A 16,169-nucleotide genomic window follows, 5' to 3' on the forward strand; every position below is an offset into this window, starting at 1 on the left:
TGGGAGAGACCGAAATGGCTTTGGGGTTCAGCGAGATCGTCAACGCAGCGCGCGAGAAGGTGGCGGTGCCGGATCCCGACAGCGATAGCTGGAAAGAGGGTCTCGAGATACTCCTGCATGACCATACCCGGCAGGATCGGCTGACCGAGCGCGGGGAGATGATCGTCCGCAACCGCTATGTCGAAACGCTCGCCGCCCGGATGCAGGTGGACGAATACATCCGCCGCAACCCGGCTGTGCTCGACCAGCCGATTGATCGGCCCGTATTCATCCTTGGCATGCCACGCACCGGCACGACCATGCTCAGCTATATGCTGGATGCCGATCCAGCCAATCGCTCGATGCTGCGTTGGGAAGCTTATAATGCCGCGCCGCCTGCCGCACCTGGCGCGTTGAAGACCGATCCGCGTTGTCTAGCCGAAGTGGCACGCGACGAAAATATGCTGAAGATGGCACCGAAAGTAGCAGCTGCGCACTTCGAGCCGGGCGACGGGCCCACGGAATGCGTCCATCTGATTGCGCAGGACTTCCGTTCGCTGATGCTGGCGGTCACGACAACGGTGCCGACCTACCACGATTGGCTGATGTTCACCGACATGACGACCGCCTTCGAGCATCGCAAGCGCGTGCTGCAAATCCTTCAGTCCACCAATCCCGGCCGTTGGGTGCTGAAGATGCCTTCGGATTCGCTCTTCATCCGGCAGCTGTTCAAGACCTTTCCCGATGCGCGCGTGATCTGGACGCATCGCGATCCCTATGCGGTCGTCGGATCGTCGCTCGGCATGCGCGGCAACTCCCGGCCCATGTTCGAAGTCGACGAGGGCGCGGAATACATGCGCCAATACTTCCCGCTCCAGCTCGCGCTGCATGCATCGCGGCCGCTAGAGGTCAGCGCCGAGCGGCCAGACGACATCTACCATTGCTATTACGACGATCTGGTCGCCGATCCGCTGGCCCAGTTGAAACAGATTTACCGCTGGCTTGGAAACGACTGGACCGAAACTGCAGAAGCCGGGATGCAGGGTTGGCTCGACAGCAATCCGCAGAACAAACGCGGTAAGCATAGCTATTCGCTGGAGGAATGGGGGCTGACCAGAAAGGACCTGGAGCCCTATTTCTCCGACTATTTGCGGGTTCACCCCGTCGCGCGGAAGGATGGCTGACATGGCTGGCCCGATCGATTTCTTCGCCCGGTTCACTTCGGTGTTCGCCAACCCCCGCTTCACGCAAGCGCAGCCGGACGACCTCGGCGGCTTGCAACTGCCCGGCGGCAGATACCCGGCTGCGTCGCTATGAGCGGGACCAGCCAGGCAGGGCCAGGCCAAATGACGGCCTGCGGCTTCATCGGCTTGGGCAGCCAGGGTGCGCCGATTGCGCGGCGGATCATCGATGCGGGCTTTCCAACAATGCTGTGGGCGCGCCGGGATGCCAGCCTCGTTCCGTATCGCGGCACGTCTGCGCGCTTCGCTTCAACCATCGCCGAACTGGGACGCAGTGCCGAGCATGTCGGAATCTGTGTCGTCGACGACAACGATGTGCGGGAGGTTTGCGCTGAACTCATCCCCGCAATGCGGAGTGGAGCCCGTATTGCGATCCACTCGACGATCCATCCCGAGACGTGCCGAACGATCGCACGCGAAGCCGCCGCGCGCGGCATCGGGCTGATCGATGCGCCGGTCAGCGGTGGTTCGCCGGCTGCTGAGGCGGGAACGCTGACCTTGATGCTCGGCGGCGATGCCGACGTCATCGCGGCAGCGCAGCGTGTGTTTGAAACCTTTGCGCGACTGATCGTGCGACTGGGGGAGGTGGGGGCGGGGCAGCATGCCAAGCTGATCAACAATTCGCTGCTCGCTGCGAACATCGGCTTGGCCGATGCTGCGCTTCAGGCGGGCCTGAACCTCGGGATCGACCAGGGCGCGCTGCTTGAACTGATGCTCGCAAGCAGCGGACAAAGCTTTGGCCTCGGCGTGCGCGGACGGATGCCGATTCCGACCAGCTTTGCCCATGGCGCGGCGCTGCTCAAAAAGGACATGCGGCTTCTGGGCGAAGTTCTGGGGGCAGGAGATCCCAGTTTCACCGCATTGCGCAATGCCGGCGCGGACTTTCTTGAGCGCGCCGTGGGGCCGGCGACCACAGCTGATGACGATAACTGACGTCATGCAGGTTCCGCGAATGGGTGGCGCACTTCCATCATTTGGATTCATTTCGGTTTTGCTGGAGGGGCTCGTTCACAAGCATGGCTGCAGTTATGGCATTGACTGCGGGGGTTGGACCCCTGTTGGCGGAAGCAATCGACGGCAGCTCCGCCGATTACAGCCCTTTAATGGGTTTGGGTGCGGCAGGTTGCCTCTTGGGTGGCGCGTTGATGATAAGCCTGCCACACTATCCGGAATTCGCCGATGCCCCGACAGATGGGCGAGCTTGACACAGGATCGCGCATGGCAGACCTTTGGTGTCCGCGTCAGACCCGAGCACGTTCCCAGAGTGATCGCACTGAAGCACATATGTCATTCGCGTAGCCCTGGCATGGTTTTGCTTTCCTAAAGTCTGGGCAAACGGAACCGGTGAATCACATGGCAAGTGAGTTGCTCAAACGCCTGGGAGAAATTGGCAAACGCGGGCAGCCGAGCGACACTGCTCGCCCTGCCAAGGTCATGATCGAGGCTGAACTGAAATTGCCTAATGCACAGCTTTGGGTTGCGCGTTTCAATCACCAGGGTCCGAATGAGTATCTGTTCTGCCGCCGGAAGTTCTATTGGGTGGATCTTTGCCTCACGCCGCGACGCCCTGACTCGCGCGCGCGTTACCTCGATCACTGGGGGCCGCACCGCTTCGGCAGCATGGGCGCAATTATCGCCTTCCCCCCCGGCTTCAAGCTGCATCTGAAAAACGAGGGAGGCCAGCACATCTCGCTGATCTGTGCCTTGGCTGCCGACGCAGTTGACCGCTGGCTTCCGGACGGATTTGACTGGACGGACCGCCGCCTGGAGGCTTGCCTCAATATCGCAAGCTCTGAGATCCGCACACTGCTTGTCCGGCTTTCACAGGAGGTTCTGCATCCCGGCGTCGCGGGCAAGGAAATCTGCGATGCCCTGGTCCTTATCCTTTCGGTCGAGATCGCGCGTACGCTGACTGCGATGGAGGAGCCCGCTCGACTGGGAGGACTTGCAGCTTGGCGTATGCGCGTTATTGAAAAGCGCCTAGCCGAGCCCGGAGAGATCCCGACGCTGGCCGAGCTCGCCGCCCGCTGTGACCTGTCGGTGCGGCAGCTGACGCGAGGCTTTCGCACAAGCCGCGGCTGCTCAATCGGCGACTATATTGCGCAGCACAGGATTGAGGTGGCGAAGCGGCGACTGGCGACGGACGAGAGCCTGAAGTCGATCGCCAACGCCACCGGCTTCTCCTCGCAATCCACCTTCACTTATGCATTCAGGCGCGCGACAGGCGTGACGCCACTCGTCTTTCGTCAGAGGATGTTGCGAGGCATTAAGCAGAACGCGCCTGCCGCCTGACTGGATCACCCGGGCGCAGTTTCTTCCAATTCGTGGAGCGCTGCGGCGATCCATCGCCGCTCCCAAAGGTTGGTGCCACCTGTCTGCTCGTCAAGCAACATCAGCGCAGCCCGCTTCACAGCGCGCGCGGCGGCGAGGCCGGGCGCTGCGGTCAGCGCGATATCCAGCATATGCAGTGCCTCCAGCGGTCTGCCCTGATTGACGAAGGCTTGCGCCCGTTCGGCCAGACACTCGGCACCGCCTGCCAGTTCAGCGATCGCCGGTGCAATGCTGGAGGGTGGTACGCCATAGAGCTCGGTCGTGCCGCGGGCAGGATCGAACCAGCCGCTATACTCATGCCAGATTGCCCGAACGTTCCATGCGACCTTGCCATATTCCTCGGTCAGCGAAAGTTTGTCGGGAAGCCTGACGTCGCGCATGAGGCTGCACAGGTCGCGGCCCTCATTCATGCCCTCGAGCGTCCGATCGTGCATCCATTGTACTGCGTCGATAATCCGGGTGACTTCATTTTCGATATGGTTCACACCCTCGATGGCCTCATGACCGGTGAGCAGCAGTTCAGGCCGCAGCGCCCGCACCCGCTTTATCGACGCAATGAATTCAAGTGCGGAGCGAGGCTTGTCGCCGCGCAAGGTGTTGAGGTTGGGCTGGTTGCCAAACAGCGGACCGAATAGGTTGCCAACTATGGCGATCCTTTCGTCGGGAAGCCAAACGATCACCGCCGATCGCGTCTCGCCACCCGGCGTCCAGATTATCTCGAACCGCCGCCCGCCAAGTTCGAATCTATGGCCTTCGTCGCCGATGAGCAGGTCCGGTGCGACCTCGCAGGTCGGGATCATGTCTTCGGTGCGGCCGGTGATGCCGCCGAAGATGCGCCGCGAACCTCGACGGTAATGCTCTGACAGTGCCTCGCAATAGGTGCGGTCCTGAGGATACAGATGATGAGCGATGACTACATTGTCAGGCGTCTTGTATACCTCGAGCCCGCCATATTGATTTGCATGGCTCTGAGTGAGGACGATGAACTGGACCGGTGCAGCCGAGACCTGCGCAAATCGCTCGCGCCCCTTGCGCGCGTCGGCCAGCGTGCCCGCGTTCACCAGAACATTGCCTTCAGCGGTGGTGAGCAGATACGCGTTGCCGACTCCGCGGCTTTCCCAAACGCCCGGCGCGCGCACGATCGGTGCGGTCTGGTCGCTGCCGGACCGAACCATGTCCGCAACCCGAAGCCCAAAGCCTGGAGTGTCCGTCCCGCCAGCCATCATTGTCTCCCAACATCTCTGCCACTATCTGATACGCGGCGGTCGGCGGCAACAGCCATCCCCTCAGGCGGGTTCCTCATGCAGCATTCGAGGGCCGGAAACCGACAAATTGGCCTCCGGGCGGTACAGACGCCACTGTCCTGAAAACTGCGGGCGTCACGATAGCGACGGGCAGCATCACCATGGCACCGTCCCCTGGCAGTGTGGCCGCTTCGAACCATCAAACGACCTGACCGCCAATCGCGGTCGCCAGTCAGAGCGATACCGCCGCTGAGGTGACGCGGTTCGCTTGCCGCGGTGACGCCGCCATAAAGTCGCAGGGCTTTTGAGTGTTTTGCCGGATTGTCTCGGCAAGGCAGGAGATGCGGTCCGAAAGACGACTTTGTGGGAACGAGGTTTAGGCAGGGTTTCCGGACCCTGTCTCGTTTTTCCGAAAAATCTTGCAATTGCAGAAAGTTAAATGGTCGGGGAGAGAGGATTCGAACCTCCGGCCCCTGCCTCCCGAAGACAGTGCTCTACCAGGCTGAGCTACTCCCCGACCCAGACTTCATGATGCCTTGCGGCGCCTGGGAGGCAGGGGCGTGCCTATAGCCACGGTGCGGCTGGCTTGCAAGCGACCATTTTGCCTTTTCTCCGGCGATGCGATGGCATGGGCAAATGCCGCATGCTAGACCAGCGAACATGGACATCGCATTGCAGAGTCGCGCCCCGCACCAGGCGCAGTCGCGTCATTTCGAGTGGCAGTATCTTGATCTGATGAAGCAGATCTGGACGCACGGCCATGAACGGTCCGACCGCACCGGAGTGGGCACGCGCTCGCTGTTCGGCGCGACGATGCGCTTCGAACTGTCCGACAATGCGATTCCGCTGCTCACCACCAAGCGGGTGTACTGGAAGGCGGCTGCGCGCGAGATGCTGTGGTTCCTCACCGGCGACACCAACATTCGCCCGCTGGTCGCGCAAGGGGTGCACATCTGGACCGACTGGCCGCTCGACAGCTATCGCAAGGCCACCGGCGAGGAGATCGACCGCGACGCCTTCGAGGCGCGGATCATCGCCGATGCGGACTTCGCTGAACGCTGGGGAGATCTTGGCCCGGTCTATGGCAAGCAATGGACCGACTGGCCGGTGTACGAGCCGGTCGACGCAGAGCCCAGCCTGTTCCGCAAGCGCCCCAAAGGCATCAACCAGATCGCCGAACTGGTCGAAAGCCTGCGCACCAATCCCGGATCGCGCCGCCACATCTTCGAGGGCTGGAACGTCGCCGAACTCGACCGGATGGCGCTGCCGCCGTGCCACAAGACCTATCAGTTCTTCGTCGCCGACGGAAAGCTCACTGGCCTGCTTTACCAGCGCTCATGCGATCTGGCGCTGGGCGTGCCGTTCAATATCTTTTCGGCCGCGCTGATCATCCGCATGCTCGCGCAGCAATGCGATCTCGAGCCGGGTGAGCTGATCTGGAACGGCGGCGACGTCCATCTGTATCTCAACCATCGCGAACTGGTGGAGACGCAGCTGTCGCGCGAGCCGCACGGCGCGCCCCGGCTGGACATTGTCCGCCAGCCCGACAGCATTTTCGACTACCGAATCGAGGACTTCGAAGTGCGCGATTATACTCCGCAATCCCATATCGCCGCGCCGGTCGCTGTGTGATTGCGGAGTGAAGGGCAGCACTATTGACCTATCGCGAATCTTGAAATAATATGTCTCGACGGTGCAATTAGTCGAAAGGCCATCAAGAGCTTCTTCCGGCTGACGGTGCACAGACCCGAGAGGATTTTTGATGGCCGATGGTCCTTTGAGATCGAACCTGCCGCCGCTTGAGCTGCACGTTCCCGAACCGCGCTCGCGCCCTGGCGACCCTGTCGATTTCAGCGATGTGATCGTGCCTGCTGCCGGCAGCATGGCCCGGCCCGACGAGGCGGTTTCCCCCCATGACATGCGCGATCTCAGTTTCGGGCTGGTGCGCGTGCTCGATGACGACCACAAGGCGGTCGGTGCCTGGGACCCCCGCCTGCCTGCCGAGACCTTGCTCAAGATGCTGCGCACGATGGCGCTGACGCGCGCGTTCGACGAGCGGCTCTATCGCGCGCAGCGGCAGGGAAAGACCAGCTTCTACATGAAGTGCACCGGCGAGGAGGCGACCTCTGTCGCCGCAGCTGCCGCGATGCAGGGCGACGACATGGTGTTCCCGAGCTATCGCCAGCAGGGCATCCTTATGTGGCGCGGCTATGCGCTCACCGAGATGATCAACCAGATCTATTCGAACCGCGGCGACAAACTGAAGGGTCGCCAGCTGCCGATCATGTATTCGGTGCCCGAGCTCAGCTTCTTCACCATCTCGGGCAACCTCGCGACCCAATATCCGCAGGCCGTGGGCTGGGCGATGGCGAGCGCGATCAAGGGCGATACCCGCATCGCCAGCTGCTGGTGCGGCGAAGGATCGACCGCAGAAGGCGACTTCCACAGCGCCATGACCTTTGCCTCGGTGTACAACGCGCCGACGATCCTCAATGTCGTCAACAACCAGTGGGCGATCTCGAGCTTTTCGGGGTTCGCGGGGGCCGAACGCACGACCTTTGCCGCGCGCGCGATCGGCTATGGCATCGCCGGGCTGCGCGTCGATGGCAACGATGCGCTGGCGGTCTATGCTGCAACGCAATGGGCGGCGGAACGTGCGCGCTCGAACAAGGGGCCGACGCTGATCGAGCACTTCACCTATCGCGCCGAAGGGCACAGCACTTCGGACGATCCGTCCGCCTATCGCAGCGCGCAGGAAAGCGCCGAATGGCCGCTGGGTGATCCGATCCACCGCTTGAAGCAGCATGTGATCGGGCTGGGGATCTGGGACGACGAGCGGCATGCTGCGATGGACCTCGAGCTGGCCGAAATGGTCAAGGCCGCGACCAAGCAGGCTGAAAAGAACGGCGTTCTCGGCCACGGCATGCACCAGCCGTTCGAGACGATGTTCGAGGACGTGTTCGAAGAACTTCCCTGGCATCTGCAGGAACAGATGGCGCAGGCGCTCGAGGAAAGGGCTGCGAAATGGCCGAAGTGATGAGCCAGGTTGCCGCTGCAGAAGCGGACATCAAGAAGATGAACATGATCGAGGCGATCAACAGCGCCATGCATGTCATGATGGAACGCGACCCCGATGTCGTGGTGATGGGCGAGGATGTCGGCTATTTCGGCGGCGTTTTCCGCTGCACCGCGGGGCTGCAGGCCAAGTTCGGCAAGACCCGGGTGTTCGACACCCCGATCAGCGAATGCGGGATCGTGGGCGTTGCCGTCGGCATGGGGGCATACGGCCTGCGTCCGGTGCCCGAGATCCAGTTTGCGGACTATATCTATCCCGGCATCGACCAGCTGATTTCCGAGGCTGCGCGGCTGCGCTATCGCTCGGCGGGTGAGTTCATCGCGCCGATCACGGTGCGCTCGCCCTTTGGCGGCGGCATCTTCGGCGGCCAGACCCACAGCCAGAGCCCCGAGAGCCTGTTCACCCATGTCGCTGGCCTCAAGACGGTGATCCCATCGACGCCGTACGACGCCAAGGGCCTGCTGATCTCGGCGATCGAGGACAACGACCCGGTCATTTTCTTCGAGCCCAAGCGCATCTACAACGGCCCGTTCACCGGCTATTATGATCGCCCGGTCGAGCCTTGGTCCAAGCATGCGGCGGCAGATGTGCCCACCGGCCATTACCGCATCCCGCTGGGCAAGGCGAACATCGTGCGGGCAGGGGAGGCCCTGACCATCCTGGCCTATGGCACGATGGTGCATGTCGCCAAGGCCGTGGTCGAAGCCAATGGCGTCGATGCCGAGGTGATCGACCTTCGCACGCTGCTGCCGCTCGACATCGAGACGATCGAGGCTTCGGTGAAGAAGACAGGACGCTGCCTGATCGTGCACGAGGCGACGCGGACCAGCGGTTTCGGTGCGGAGCTTTCCGCACTGGTGCAGGAGCGCTGCTTCTATCACCTCGAGGCGCCGGTCGAGCGCGTCACCGGCTTCGACACCCCCTATCCGCACAGCCTGGAATGGGCGTATTTCCCCGGCCCGATCCGCATCGGTCGCGCCATTGCCAAGATCATGAAGGACTGACCCGCCATGGCAACCTATACCTTCAACCTGCCCGACATCGGCGAAGGCATTGCCGAGGCGGAAATCGTGGCGTGGCACGTCAAGATCGGTGATCGCATCGAGGAAGACGGCCGCATCGCCGACATGATGACCGACAAGGCGACCGTCGAGATGGAATCGCCGGTTTCGGGGACCGTGATCAAGGTCGCCGGCGCCGAGGGCGACGTCATCGCGATTGGTTCGATGCTGGTCGAGATCGAGATCGAAGGCGAAGGCGACGGCAGCGATGTCGGCGGTGCGCCGGTTACCGAGACCGCACCCGAGCCTGAAGTGATCGAGGCGGAGACGCCCAAACTGCCGCCGGTGGAGGAAGTTGCATCGGCGCCCGTCGCAGCGCCCGCTCCTGCTCCGGCCGCTCCCAGGGTTGCTGCGGCGCCCGCGGTGGTCGATGCCGAAGCTTCCGCCAAGGTGCTGGCATCGCCAGTGGTCCGCCAGCGCGCGCGCGACCTCGGGATAGATCTCGCCAAGGTGCGGCCTTCGGAAGGCATCCGCATACGCCATGCCGATCTCGACGCCTATCTGAACTATGGCGGCACCCGCGCTGGGCCGGGCCGCGCGGCGGACGAAGAGATCCGCGTGATCGGAATGCGCAAGCGTATCGCGCAGAACATGGCCGAATCGAAGCGCAACATCCCGCACTTCACCTATGTCGAGGAAATCGACGTGACGAAGATGGAGGAGATGCGCGGGGAAATGAATGCCAGCCGCGGCGATCGTCCCAAGCTGACCGCTCTGCCGATCCTGATCGCCGCAATCTGCAAAACCTTGCGCGATTACCCGATGCTCAACGCGCGCTATGATGACGAGGCCAATGTTGTCACCCGATTTGGCGCGGTGCACCTCGGAATCGCGACGCAGACCGATGCGGGCCTGATGGTGCCGGTGCTGCGCGGTGCGGAGTCCCTGAGCGTCTGGGATATGGCGAGCGAGATCGCGCGGCTGGCGGACGCCGCGCGCAGCGGCAAGGCGAAGAGCGAGGAGCTGTCAGGCTCGACGCTGACGCTGACCTCGCTGGGCCCGCTGGGCGGCATTGCGACCACCCCGGTGATCAACCGGCCCGAGGTCGCGATCATCGGCCCCAACAAGATCGTCGAGCGCCCGATGGTGGTCGATGGCGCGGTCGTCATCCGCAAGATGATGAACCTGTCGATCTCGTGCGATCACCGCGTGGTCGACGGCTATGACGCGGCCAGCTTCGTCCAGGCGCTCAAGCGCCGGATCGAGACGCCGATCTATATCTTCGCGGATTGAGTTTCTCCCCTCCCGCTTGCGGGAGGGGCAGGCCCGGCTTTCCGGGCCGGGGTGGGCCAAAGGTTAAGCCCTTTCAGGCCCACCCCGGCATCGGCTTCGCCTCAGCCACCCCTCCCGCAGGCGGGAGGGGAGAGGCGTTGTGTTTACCTCACAATCGCCCGGAAGGTCACCCGGCGCGTCTCGCCCTGCATCAGCCGGTCACCGACCTGCCAGCGCAGATGCGTCACGTCATCGGGGTTGGCCGGGCGCCAGCTTCCGTCGCCCAGTGACACGCGCAGCGTGCCCAGCGGTCCCCAATTGCGGCCGCCGTCGATCGAGACCATCTCGTTGCCGTCTACGGTCTTGTCGAGCCTGACGGTGCGGGGCAGGGGATTGGTGACGGTAAAGCCCTGGACCGGGCGGTTGCCCATGTTGCGGTATTCCACCACATAGATCAGCCGCTCGCCGGGGCTGACCTGACGCGCAGGCTCCAGCCGCACGCGGCGCGCGCCGCTGCCCTCCGGGTCGATCCGTTCGACGAAGATCGATGATTTTGTCCGAACATCGCTCGATGCCAGCGCCATGACCGGCGCCGCCAAGGCGAGCAGCGCGATGGTGGTGCGCAGCATTCCTTACCCCGATTTACCCCCGCCGGCCCTGTCCGGCTGAGCAGCTGTCTAGGCACCAGCGGCGAACATATGGTTAATGCGCCAGCAGTTTTTCACCGCCCACGGCCCATCAATGCTGCTGGATTGTGGGCCCAATTCGGTGCAGATATAGCCGCGATAGCCCGATTTGCGGGCAAAGGGCATCTGCACACATGTCGCTACTTCCTACAGATCGCGCTGTTTCCGATGAATTGCGGCGCGACCGCCTGCTGGCTGCGCTCGCGCTGATTGCAGGCGTGGCCCTGTTCCTCGCCTTTCCATTCGCGATGCGGGCAGGGGCCGAATTCTTCCTGCCGCTGGCGGTGGCGATCGTGCTTTCGATCGCGCTGGTGCCGGCGCTGGAATGGATGGAGCGGCGCGGCCTGCCGAGCATGGCGGCGGCGTTCCTGTGCCTGGTGCTTTTCCTGGCGATCGCCAACGGCGCGCTGGCGGTGATCGTGGTTCCGGCGGCGGACTGGTTCCTGCTGCTTCCCGATCGGATCCCCAAGATCATGGAGAATCTGGCGCCGCTGATCGATCTCTATTCCGATCTGCAGAAGTTCGTCGACGATACCACCCGGCTGGTTTCCGGATCGATGGTCAAGGCGCAGAAGGCGGCAACCGCATCGCCCGAATCGCTGCTCGACCTGTTCGCCAGCGCCGCGCCCGGGGTGGCGCTGCAGATGGCATTCGTCGTGCTGCTGATCTTCTTCTTCCTCGCCGGGTGGACCAAGCTGCGCGAAAACGCGATCAGCAGCCGCGGCAGCTTCACCGGTGCCATGGCGACCGCCCGGGTCATCCAGAACGTCGTATCGGCCACATCGGCCTATCTTACCACCATCACCATAATCAACCTGCTGCTGGGTGTCTCGGTGGGCGTGGTGGTGTGGATGCTGGGGATGGAATCGCCTGCGATGTGGGGCGGCATCGTCGCCCTGCTCAACTTCATCCCGTATATCGGACCGGTGCTGGCAGCGGTGCTGCTGGCGCTGGGCGGGCTGATGAGCTTTGGCGACCTTTGGACCGCGCTTATTCCCGCCAGCGTCCAGATCGTGTTCCATCTGGTGGAGGCCAATCTGATCACGCCTGCCGTGCTGGGGCGCAGGCTGACGATGAACCCCCTGCTGATTCTCGTCTCGCTGAGCTATTGGGCATGGGTGTGGGGCACCACCGGCGCGTTGCTGGCGGTGCCGCTGCTGATCATCATCCAGACGGTCGTGGCCGCAGCCGGAAAGCCGGATATTGCCGGTTTCCTTTTCGAATCGGGGACGCTGACCCGTGCGCCGGGCGACAAGGAATCGCCTGCGACTGAGCCACTTTCACCGGTTCGTGGGAAAAATTGAAACACGTGTTGACAGCCGGGCAGGACAATTCTAACAGCCGCGCTCCAACACGATGCGGGTGTAGCTCAGTTGGTTAGAGCGCCGGCCTGTCACGCCGGAGGTCGCGGGTTCGAGCCCCGTCACTCGCGCCATTTCTCTGGAGGTTTGCTCCGGAAAAATGGCCACTCGCAGGTGTTGGAACTTCCCTGAAATCGCCAGCCGATCAGGCGCGCCAGCGCCCGGTTTCCATCCAGATCATCAGCGGACGCATCGGTGCGATCCAGATGATCCCAGCGATGCAATAGATCACCGACTGCACGGCGATGTGCCACGTGCCGATGATCTGCGAAAAGCTCGCCACGATCACCGCCCAGATGGTGATGATCGCCAATATGGCAAAAATGCCCACGGGCTTGCGCATGGTCGGCTTCATGAAAACTCTCTCTCGTTGTGCGGCAGCAGCACCTGCTGCTCGGTGATGACCGCATCCAGCGGCATGTCATGGGGTTCGGCAGGGACGCGCTCTGCCTGCTGCACCGTCCAGGCAAGCCCGATCCTGCGTGTATCGGGATTGGCCGCGCACCAGGCATCATAATGCCCGCCGCCCTGGCCAAGCCGCCCCATAGCCGAATCGAAAGCTACCAGCGGCATGAAGAGTGCGCCGGGTACCACCTGGGGCATCGCGGCATGCGGCTGCGGGCCCCAGGGACCTTGCTCCAGCGTCTGTTCGGATCCGGTCCAAAACCGGAAAATCATCGGTCCCTCGGCTGACCGGGTCCAGGGCAGGGCGATCATCTTGCCCATGTCGAGCATGTGATCGGCATAGCGCGCGGTCGGGACCTCGCCGGGCATGGCGTGGTACAGGCCTACCGTTTCGGCGTGCTCGATCAGTGGGAGGATGATCCGCGGCGGCCGTCCGAAGATCAGCGCACGGTGGGAATCGGGTAGTGCCTGCCAATGGGCGAGGCGCGCGGCGCGCATGGCACGGCGCAGTTCACGCTTCTTGCTGATCAGGGTGGTCACTGGTTCATCCTGTTGGCCCGCGCGGATGGAAAAAAGCCGGCACCCGCACCGGGGCCAGGCTCGCGCTGGACTGGATCGGGGCCATGGGTGGAACCGCCTTGGCCGTTTGCTGGAATATCCTCTGACGCCAGTAACGTCAGGTGGGCGCCGTGTACCGTTGGCCGGAGCCAGGGCAGGGACAGCTCCCTTGGAAGATGTATCGCCTCAGGGATGTTCTCTGCAGCTCGTACCAGGCAGTCCCATATTTGATTTAGGACCGATCCGCCGTCTTCTCAAGGCCTTCTGCCAGATTCTCGATCCGCAGTGCCAATCGCTCGATTGCGCGGGCAGCCAGATCGATGTCTTCGTCATGCGCCAGCAGGTCGCCCTGGCCCTTGGCAGGCTGGGCGGCGGCGGCCTGTGCGGTCAGGGCCTCGGCCTCGCGATCCTGGGCTTCGGCGAGCTCGTCTGCTAGCAGCAGTCCGGCAAACAGCAGCGCGCGGGTTTCGTTCAGGCCACCCGATGCGCCCGCCTTGCGCGCGGCACCGTCCAGCATTGACCCCAGCCGGGCGAGATGCTGTTCTTCGCCGGGGTTGCAGGTGACGCTGTAGATACGTCCGGCGATGGTGAGGCGCATGTCGGGCATGGGGTTTATCGCTTTCCGGCCAGAATGGCATCCATGCCAGCCAGAGCCTCTGCCGCGGCACTTTTCAGGCGGGCATGGCGCTCGGCGATGTCGCTATCTCCTGCGCCCGACGGCGCGGCGGCGGCTTCGCTCAATTGGGCCTGCGCTGTTTCCAGCCGCGTTAAAGCTCGCTCCAATTGTCCGATAGCGAGGATAAGGCGTTCATTTGCCATGGATTGGTTTTAGCACCGATCATGACAAATGCAATAATTTGCACCAGGCCGCGCTTTGCGGAACTTGACGCGGTGCACCATGGATACCAAAGGGTGACGCCAAAGCCGACTCGGCGCGCGTTTCTGCGACATCGGAACCTCCGGTACGACGCGATTACGGTGCGGATCGGAGATCAGTGTGGAGAATTTACAGGCGATGTCCGTGGTTTTTGAAGATCTCGCCAATGCCGTCCGGGCACTGTCGATGGATGCGGTTCAGGCTGCGAACAGCGGTCACCCCGGAATGCCCATGGGCATGGCCGATGTCGCAACGGTGCTGTTCGGCGAGTATCTGAAATACGATGCCTCCGCCCCCCACTGGGCCGACCGTGACCGGTTCGTGCTGTCTGCGGGCCACGGCTCGATGCTGATCTATTCGGCGCTGCACCTCACCGGCTATGCGCGTCCGACCATCGAGGACATCCGCAACTTCCGCCAGTTGCACAGCCCGTGCGCGGGCCACCCCGAGAACTTCGAACTGGCGGGCGTCGAATGCACCACTGGTCCGCTGGGCCAGGGCCTGGCGATGGCGGTCGGCATGGCGATGGCTGAGCGGCACCTCAATGCTGAATTCGGTGACGATCTGGTCAATCACCGCACCTGGGTGGTCGCGGGCGACGGCTGCCTGATGGAAGGCATCAACCACGAAGCCGTCGGCCTTGCCGGGCATCTGAAGCTTGGCCATCTCAACGTGCTGTGGGATGACAACCGCATCACCATCGATGGCGCGACCGATCTGTCGACCAGCGAGGACATCCGCGCGCGGCACACGGCATCGGGCTGGCATGTCGTCGATTGCGACGGTCATGATCCCGTCTCGATCCGCGCTGCGATGGACGCCGCGATCGCCGATCCGCGTCCGTCGCTGATCGCCTGCGCCACCATCATCGGCAAGGGATCGCCCAACAAGCAGGGCACGTCGGCCACGCATGGCTCGCCGCTGGGCACCGCCGAAGTCGATGCCGCGCGCGCGGCTCTGGGCTGGAAGCACGCACCGTTCGATGTGCCACAGGATATCCGCGACGCCTGGCTCGCCTTTGGCCGCCGCAGCGCGGACACCCATGCCGCATGGGCCGAGCGTCTGTCGGCATCGGACAAGGCAGCCGAATTCACGCGCCGCATGGCGGGCGATCTGCCGCAGGGCTTCGGCCTGTCGCAGCATGTCGCAGGCCTGCTCGCCGATCCGCAAAAGGTCGCGACCCGCAAGGCATCCGAACTCGCGCTGGAAGCGATCAACCCGCGCCTGCCCGAAACGGTGGGCGGATCGGCTGATCTCACCGGCTCGAACAACACCAAGACCGCAGGGCTGGGCGTGATGAGCGCCGACAACTACGGCGGTCGCTACGTCAATTATGGCATCCGCGAATTCGGCATGGCCGCCGCGATGAACGGCATGGCGCTGCACGGCGGCGTGATCCCTTATGGCGGCACCTTCCTGGTATTCTCCGATTATTGCCGCGCCGCGATCCGTCTTTCGGCATTGCAGCGGCAGCGGGTCATCTATGTGATGACACATGACAGCATCGGCCTGGGTGAAGACGGCCCGACCCATCAGCCGGTCGAGCATGTCATGAGCCTGCGGATGATGCCCAACCTGCTGACCTTCCGTCCCGGCGATGCAGTGGAAACCGCCGAATGCTGGGAACTGGCGCTGCAGGCATCGGCGACGCCGACGGTGCTGGCGCTGACCCGCCAGAACCTGCCGCAGTTCCGCCGCGTCGAATCCGAGGGCAACCAGTGTGCGCGCGGTGCCTATCGCATCAAGACGTCGGGCAACAAGCGCCAGGTGGTGCTGATAGGCACGGGCTCCGAAGTGTCGCTGGCGCTGTCGGTTGCCGACGCGCTAGAATCCGCAGGGATCGGCGCAGACGTCGTCTCGATGCCGTGCTGGTCGCTGTTCGACGCGCAGAGCGCAAGCTATCGCAACGATTTGCTCCCCGCCGACGTACTCAAGGTGTCCATGGAAGCGGGCGTCACCTTTGGCTGGGAACGCTATGTCGGCCCCGACGGCCTGAGCTTCGGTATCGACAGCTTCGGTGCTTCGGCGCCGATCGAGGCGCTGTTCGACCATTTCGGGCTAACCGCAGACAAGATCACACCCGCCGTCCGTGCCGCGCTGGGGCAGGGCTGAGACACCTTACACGACATTAATCGCAG

The 16,169-nt window shown here is 63.3% G+C and carries 16 protein-coding genes, 2 tRNA genes and 1 other RNA gene; 11 read left to right on the forward strand and 8 right to left on the reverse strand.

The annotated features are described in order from the left end of the window. Positions 1 to 20 precede the first annotated feature (20 nt). The 4 genes from B5J99_RS13340 to B5J99_RS13350 all read left to right on the forward strand — a co-directional run bounded on the left by B5J99_RS13340 (position 21) and on the right by B5J99_RS13350 (position 3,512). The gene (locus tag B5J99_RS13340) at positions 21 to 1,163 is read left to right on the forward strand and encodes a sulfotransferase family protein (RefSeq protein WP_162892601.1); all 1,143 of its coding nucleotides are present in this window, start codon (positions 21 to 23) and stop codon (positions 1,161 to 1,163) included. Position 1,164: 1 nt separating this feature from the next. Next, positions 1,165 to 1,296, forward strand: a complete 132-nt coding sequence (locus tag B5J99_RS20005; protein ID WP_281273076.1) for a hypothetical protein — start codon at positions 1,165 to 1,167, stop codon at positions 1,294 to 1,296. 29 nt (positions 1,297 to 1,325) lie between these two features. Then, on the forward strand, positions 1,326 to 2,153 hold the full coding sequence (locus B5J99_RS13345; protein ID WP_069051709.1) for an NAD(P)-dependent oxidoreductase: 828 nt from the start codon (positions 1,326 to 1,328) through the stop codon (positions 2,151 to 2,153). Positions 2,154 to 2,573: 420 nt separating this feature from the next. Further along, positions 2,574 to 3,512 carry a helix-turn-helix domain-containing protein gene (locus B5J99_RS13350; protein WP_117352663.1) on the forward strand — a complete coding sequence of 313 codons (939 nt, stop codon included), beginning with the start codon at positions 2,574 to 2,576 and terminating at the stop codon, positions 3,510 to 3,512. Between the two features lie 5 nt (positions 3,513 to 3,517). On the opposite strand, the gene B5J99_RS13355 is transcribed toward B5J99_RS13350, so the two are convergent. Beyond that, positions 3,518 to 4,726, reverse strand: a complete 1,209-nt coding sequence (locus B5J99_RS13355) for an alkyl sulfatase dimerization domain-containing protein (protein ID WP_162892602.1) — start codon at positions 4,724 to 4,726, stop codon at positions 3,518 to 3,520. A gap of 509 nt (positions 4,727 to 5,235) precedes the next feature. Further along, positions 5,236 to 5,312, reverse strand: a tRNA-Pro gene (locus B5J99_RS13360). A 143-nt stretch (positions 5,313 to 5,455) separates the two neighbouring features. Between B5J99_RS13360 and thyA the strand changes: the two genes are divergently transcribed. The 4 genes from thyA (at position 5,456) to B5J99_RS13380 (ending at position 10,165) form a co-directional block, all read left to right on the forward strand. Then, a complete protein-coding gene (gene thyA / locus B5J99_RS13365; RefSeq protein ID WP_117352665.1) occupies positions 5,456 to 6,427 on the forward strand; it encodes a thymidylate synthase in 972 nt (323 codons plus the stop codon). 130 nt (positions 6,428 to 6,557) lie between these two features. Further along, positions 6,558 to 7,832: a 3-methyl-2-oxobutanoate dehydrogenase (2-methylpropanoyl-transferring) subunit alpha gene (locus B5J99_RS13370; protein WP_054133035.1), complete on the forward strand. Its 1,275-nt coding sequence runs from the start codon at positions 6,558 to 6,560 to the stop codon at positions 7,830 to 7,832. Between the two features lie 38 nt (positions 7,833 to 7,870). Next, entirely contained in the window at positions 7,871 to 8,875 is a 1,005-nt protein-coding gene (locus B5J99_RS13375; RefSeq protein WP_069051712.1) for an alpha-ketoacid dehydrogenase subunit beta, read from the forward strand. Between the two features lie 6 nt (positions 8,876 to 8,881). Then, positions 8,882 to 10,165, forward strand: coding sequence for a dihydrolipoamide acetyltransferase family protein (locus B5J99_RS13380; RefSeq protein ID WP_117352667.1), 1,284 nt, complete (start codon positions 8,882 to 8,884; stop codon positions 10,163 to 10,165). A gap of 143 nt (positions 10,166 to 10,308) precedes the next feature. Here the strand turns inward: B5J99_RS13380 and B5J99_RS13385 are convergent, their stop codons facing one another. Further along, positions 10,309 to 10,773: a hypothetical protein gene (locus tag B5J99_RS13385; RefSeq protein ID WP_054133033.1), complete on the reverse strand. Its 465-nt coding sequence runs from the start codon at positions 10,771 to 10,773 to the stop codon at positions 10,309 to 10,311. A gap of 191 nt (positions 10,774 to 10,964) precedes the next feature. Here B5J99_RS13385 and B5J99_RS13390 point away from each other — a divergent pair, with 191 nt between their 5' ends. Together B5J99_RS13390 and B5J99_RS13395 are read left to right on the forward strand one after the other, a co-directional pair. Further along, positions 10,965 to 12,134: an AI-2E family transporter gene (locus tag B5J99_RS13390; RefSeq protein WP_069049887.1), complete on the forward strand. Its 1,170-nt coding sequence runs from the start codon at positions 10,965 to 10,967 to the stop codon at positions 12,132 to 12,134. Between the two features lie 54 nt (positions 12,135 to 12,188). After that, positions 12,189 to 12,265 (forward strand) — tRNA-Asp (locus B5J99_RS13395). A 71-nt stretch (positions 12,266 to 12,336) separates the two neighbouring features. Here the strand turns inward: B5J99_RS13395 and B5J99_RS13400 are convergent. The 5 genes from B5J99_RS13400 to B5J99_RS13420 form a co-directional block, all read right to left on the reverse strand. Next, positions 12,337 to 12,546 carry a DUF2842 domain-containing protein gene (locus B5J99_RS13400; protein ID WP_054133031.1) on the reverse strand — a complete coding sequence of 70 codons (210 nt, stop codon included), beginning with the start codon at positions 12,544 to 12,546 and terminating at the stop codon, positions 12,337 to 12,339. Continuing rightward, entirely contained in the window at positions 12,543 to 13,136 is a 594-nt protein-coding gene (locus tag B5J99_RS13405) for a 5-formyltetrahydrofolate cyclo-ligase (protein ID WP_117352668.1), read from the reverse strand. Before B5J99_RS13405 ends, B5J99_RS13400 begins: the two co-directional genes overlap by 4 nt. An 86-nt stretch (positions 13,137 to 13,222) precedes the next feature. Then, a non-coding RNA gene (ssrS, locus tag B5J99_RS13410) (6S RNA) lies at positions 13,223 to 13,379 on the reverse strand. Positions 13,380 to 13,386: 7 nt separating this feature from the next. Beyond that, positions 13,387 to 13,761 carry a cell division protein ZapA gene (gene zapA / locus B5J99_RS13415; RefSeq protein WP_069049888.1) on the reverse strand — a complete coding sequence of 125 codons (375 nt, stop codon included), beginning with the start codon at positions 13,759 to 13,761 and terminating at the stop codon, positions 13,387 to 13,389. Positions 13,762 to 13,766: 5 nt separating this feature from the next. Beyond that, complete coding sequence (locus B5J99_RS13420) at positions 13,767 to 13,973, reverse strand: hypothetical protein (RefSeq protein ID WP_054133028.1); 207 nt, start codon at positions 13,971 to 13,973, stop codon at positions 13,767 to 13,769. 196 nt (positions 13,974 to 14,169) lie between these two features. Between B5J99_RS13420 and tkt the strand changes: the two genes are divergently transcribed. Beyond that, positions 14,170 to 16,143, forward strand: a complete 1,974-nt coding sequence (gene tkt / locus B5J99_RS13425; protein WP_117352669.1) for a transketolase — start codon at positions 14,170 to 14,172, stop codon at positions 16,141 to 16,143. The last annotated feature ends 26 nt before the right edge of the window (positions 16,144 to 16,169 follow it).

This window comes from Blastomonas fulva, from assembly GCF_003431825.1.
Lineage (GTDB): Bacteria > Pseudomonadota > Alphaproteobacteria > Sphingomonadales > Sphingomonadaceae > Blastomonas > Blastomonas fulva.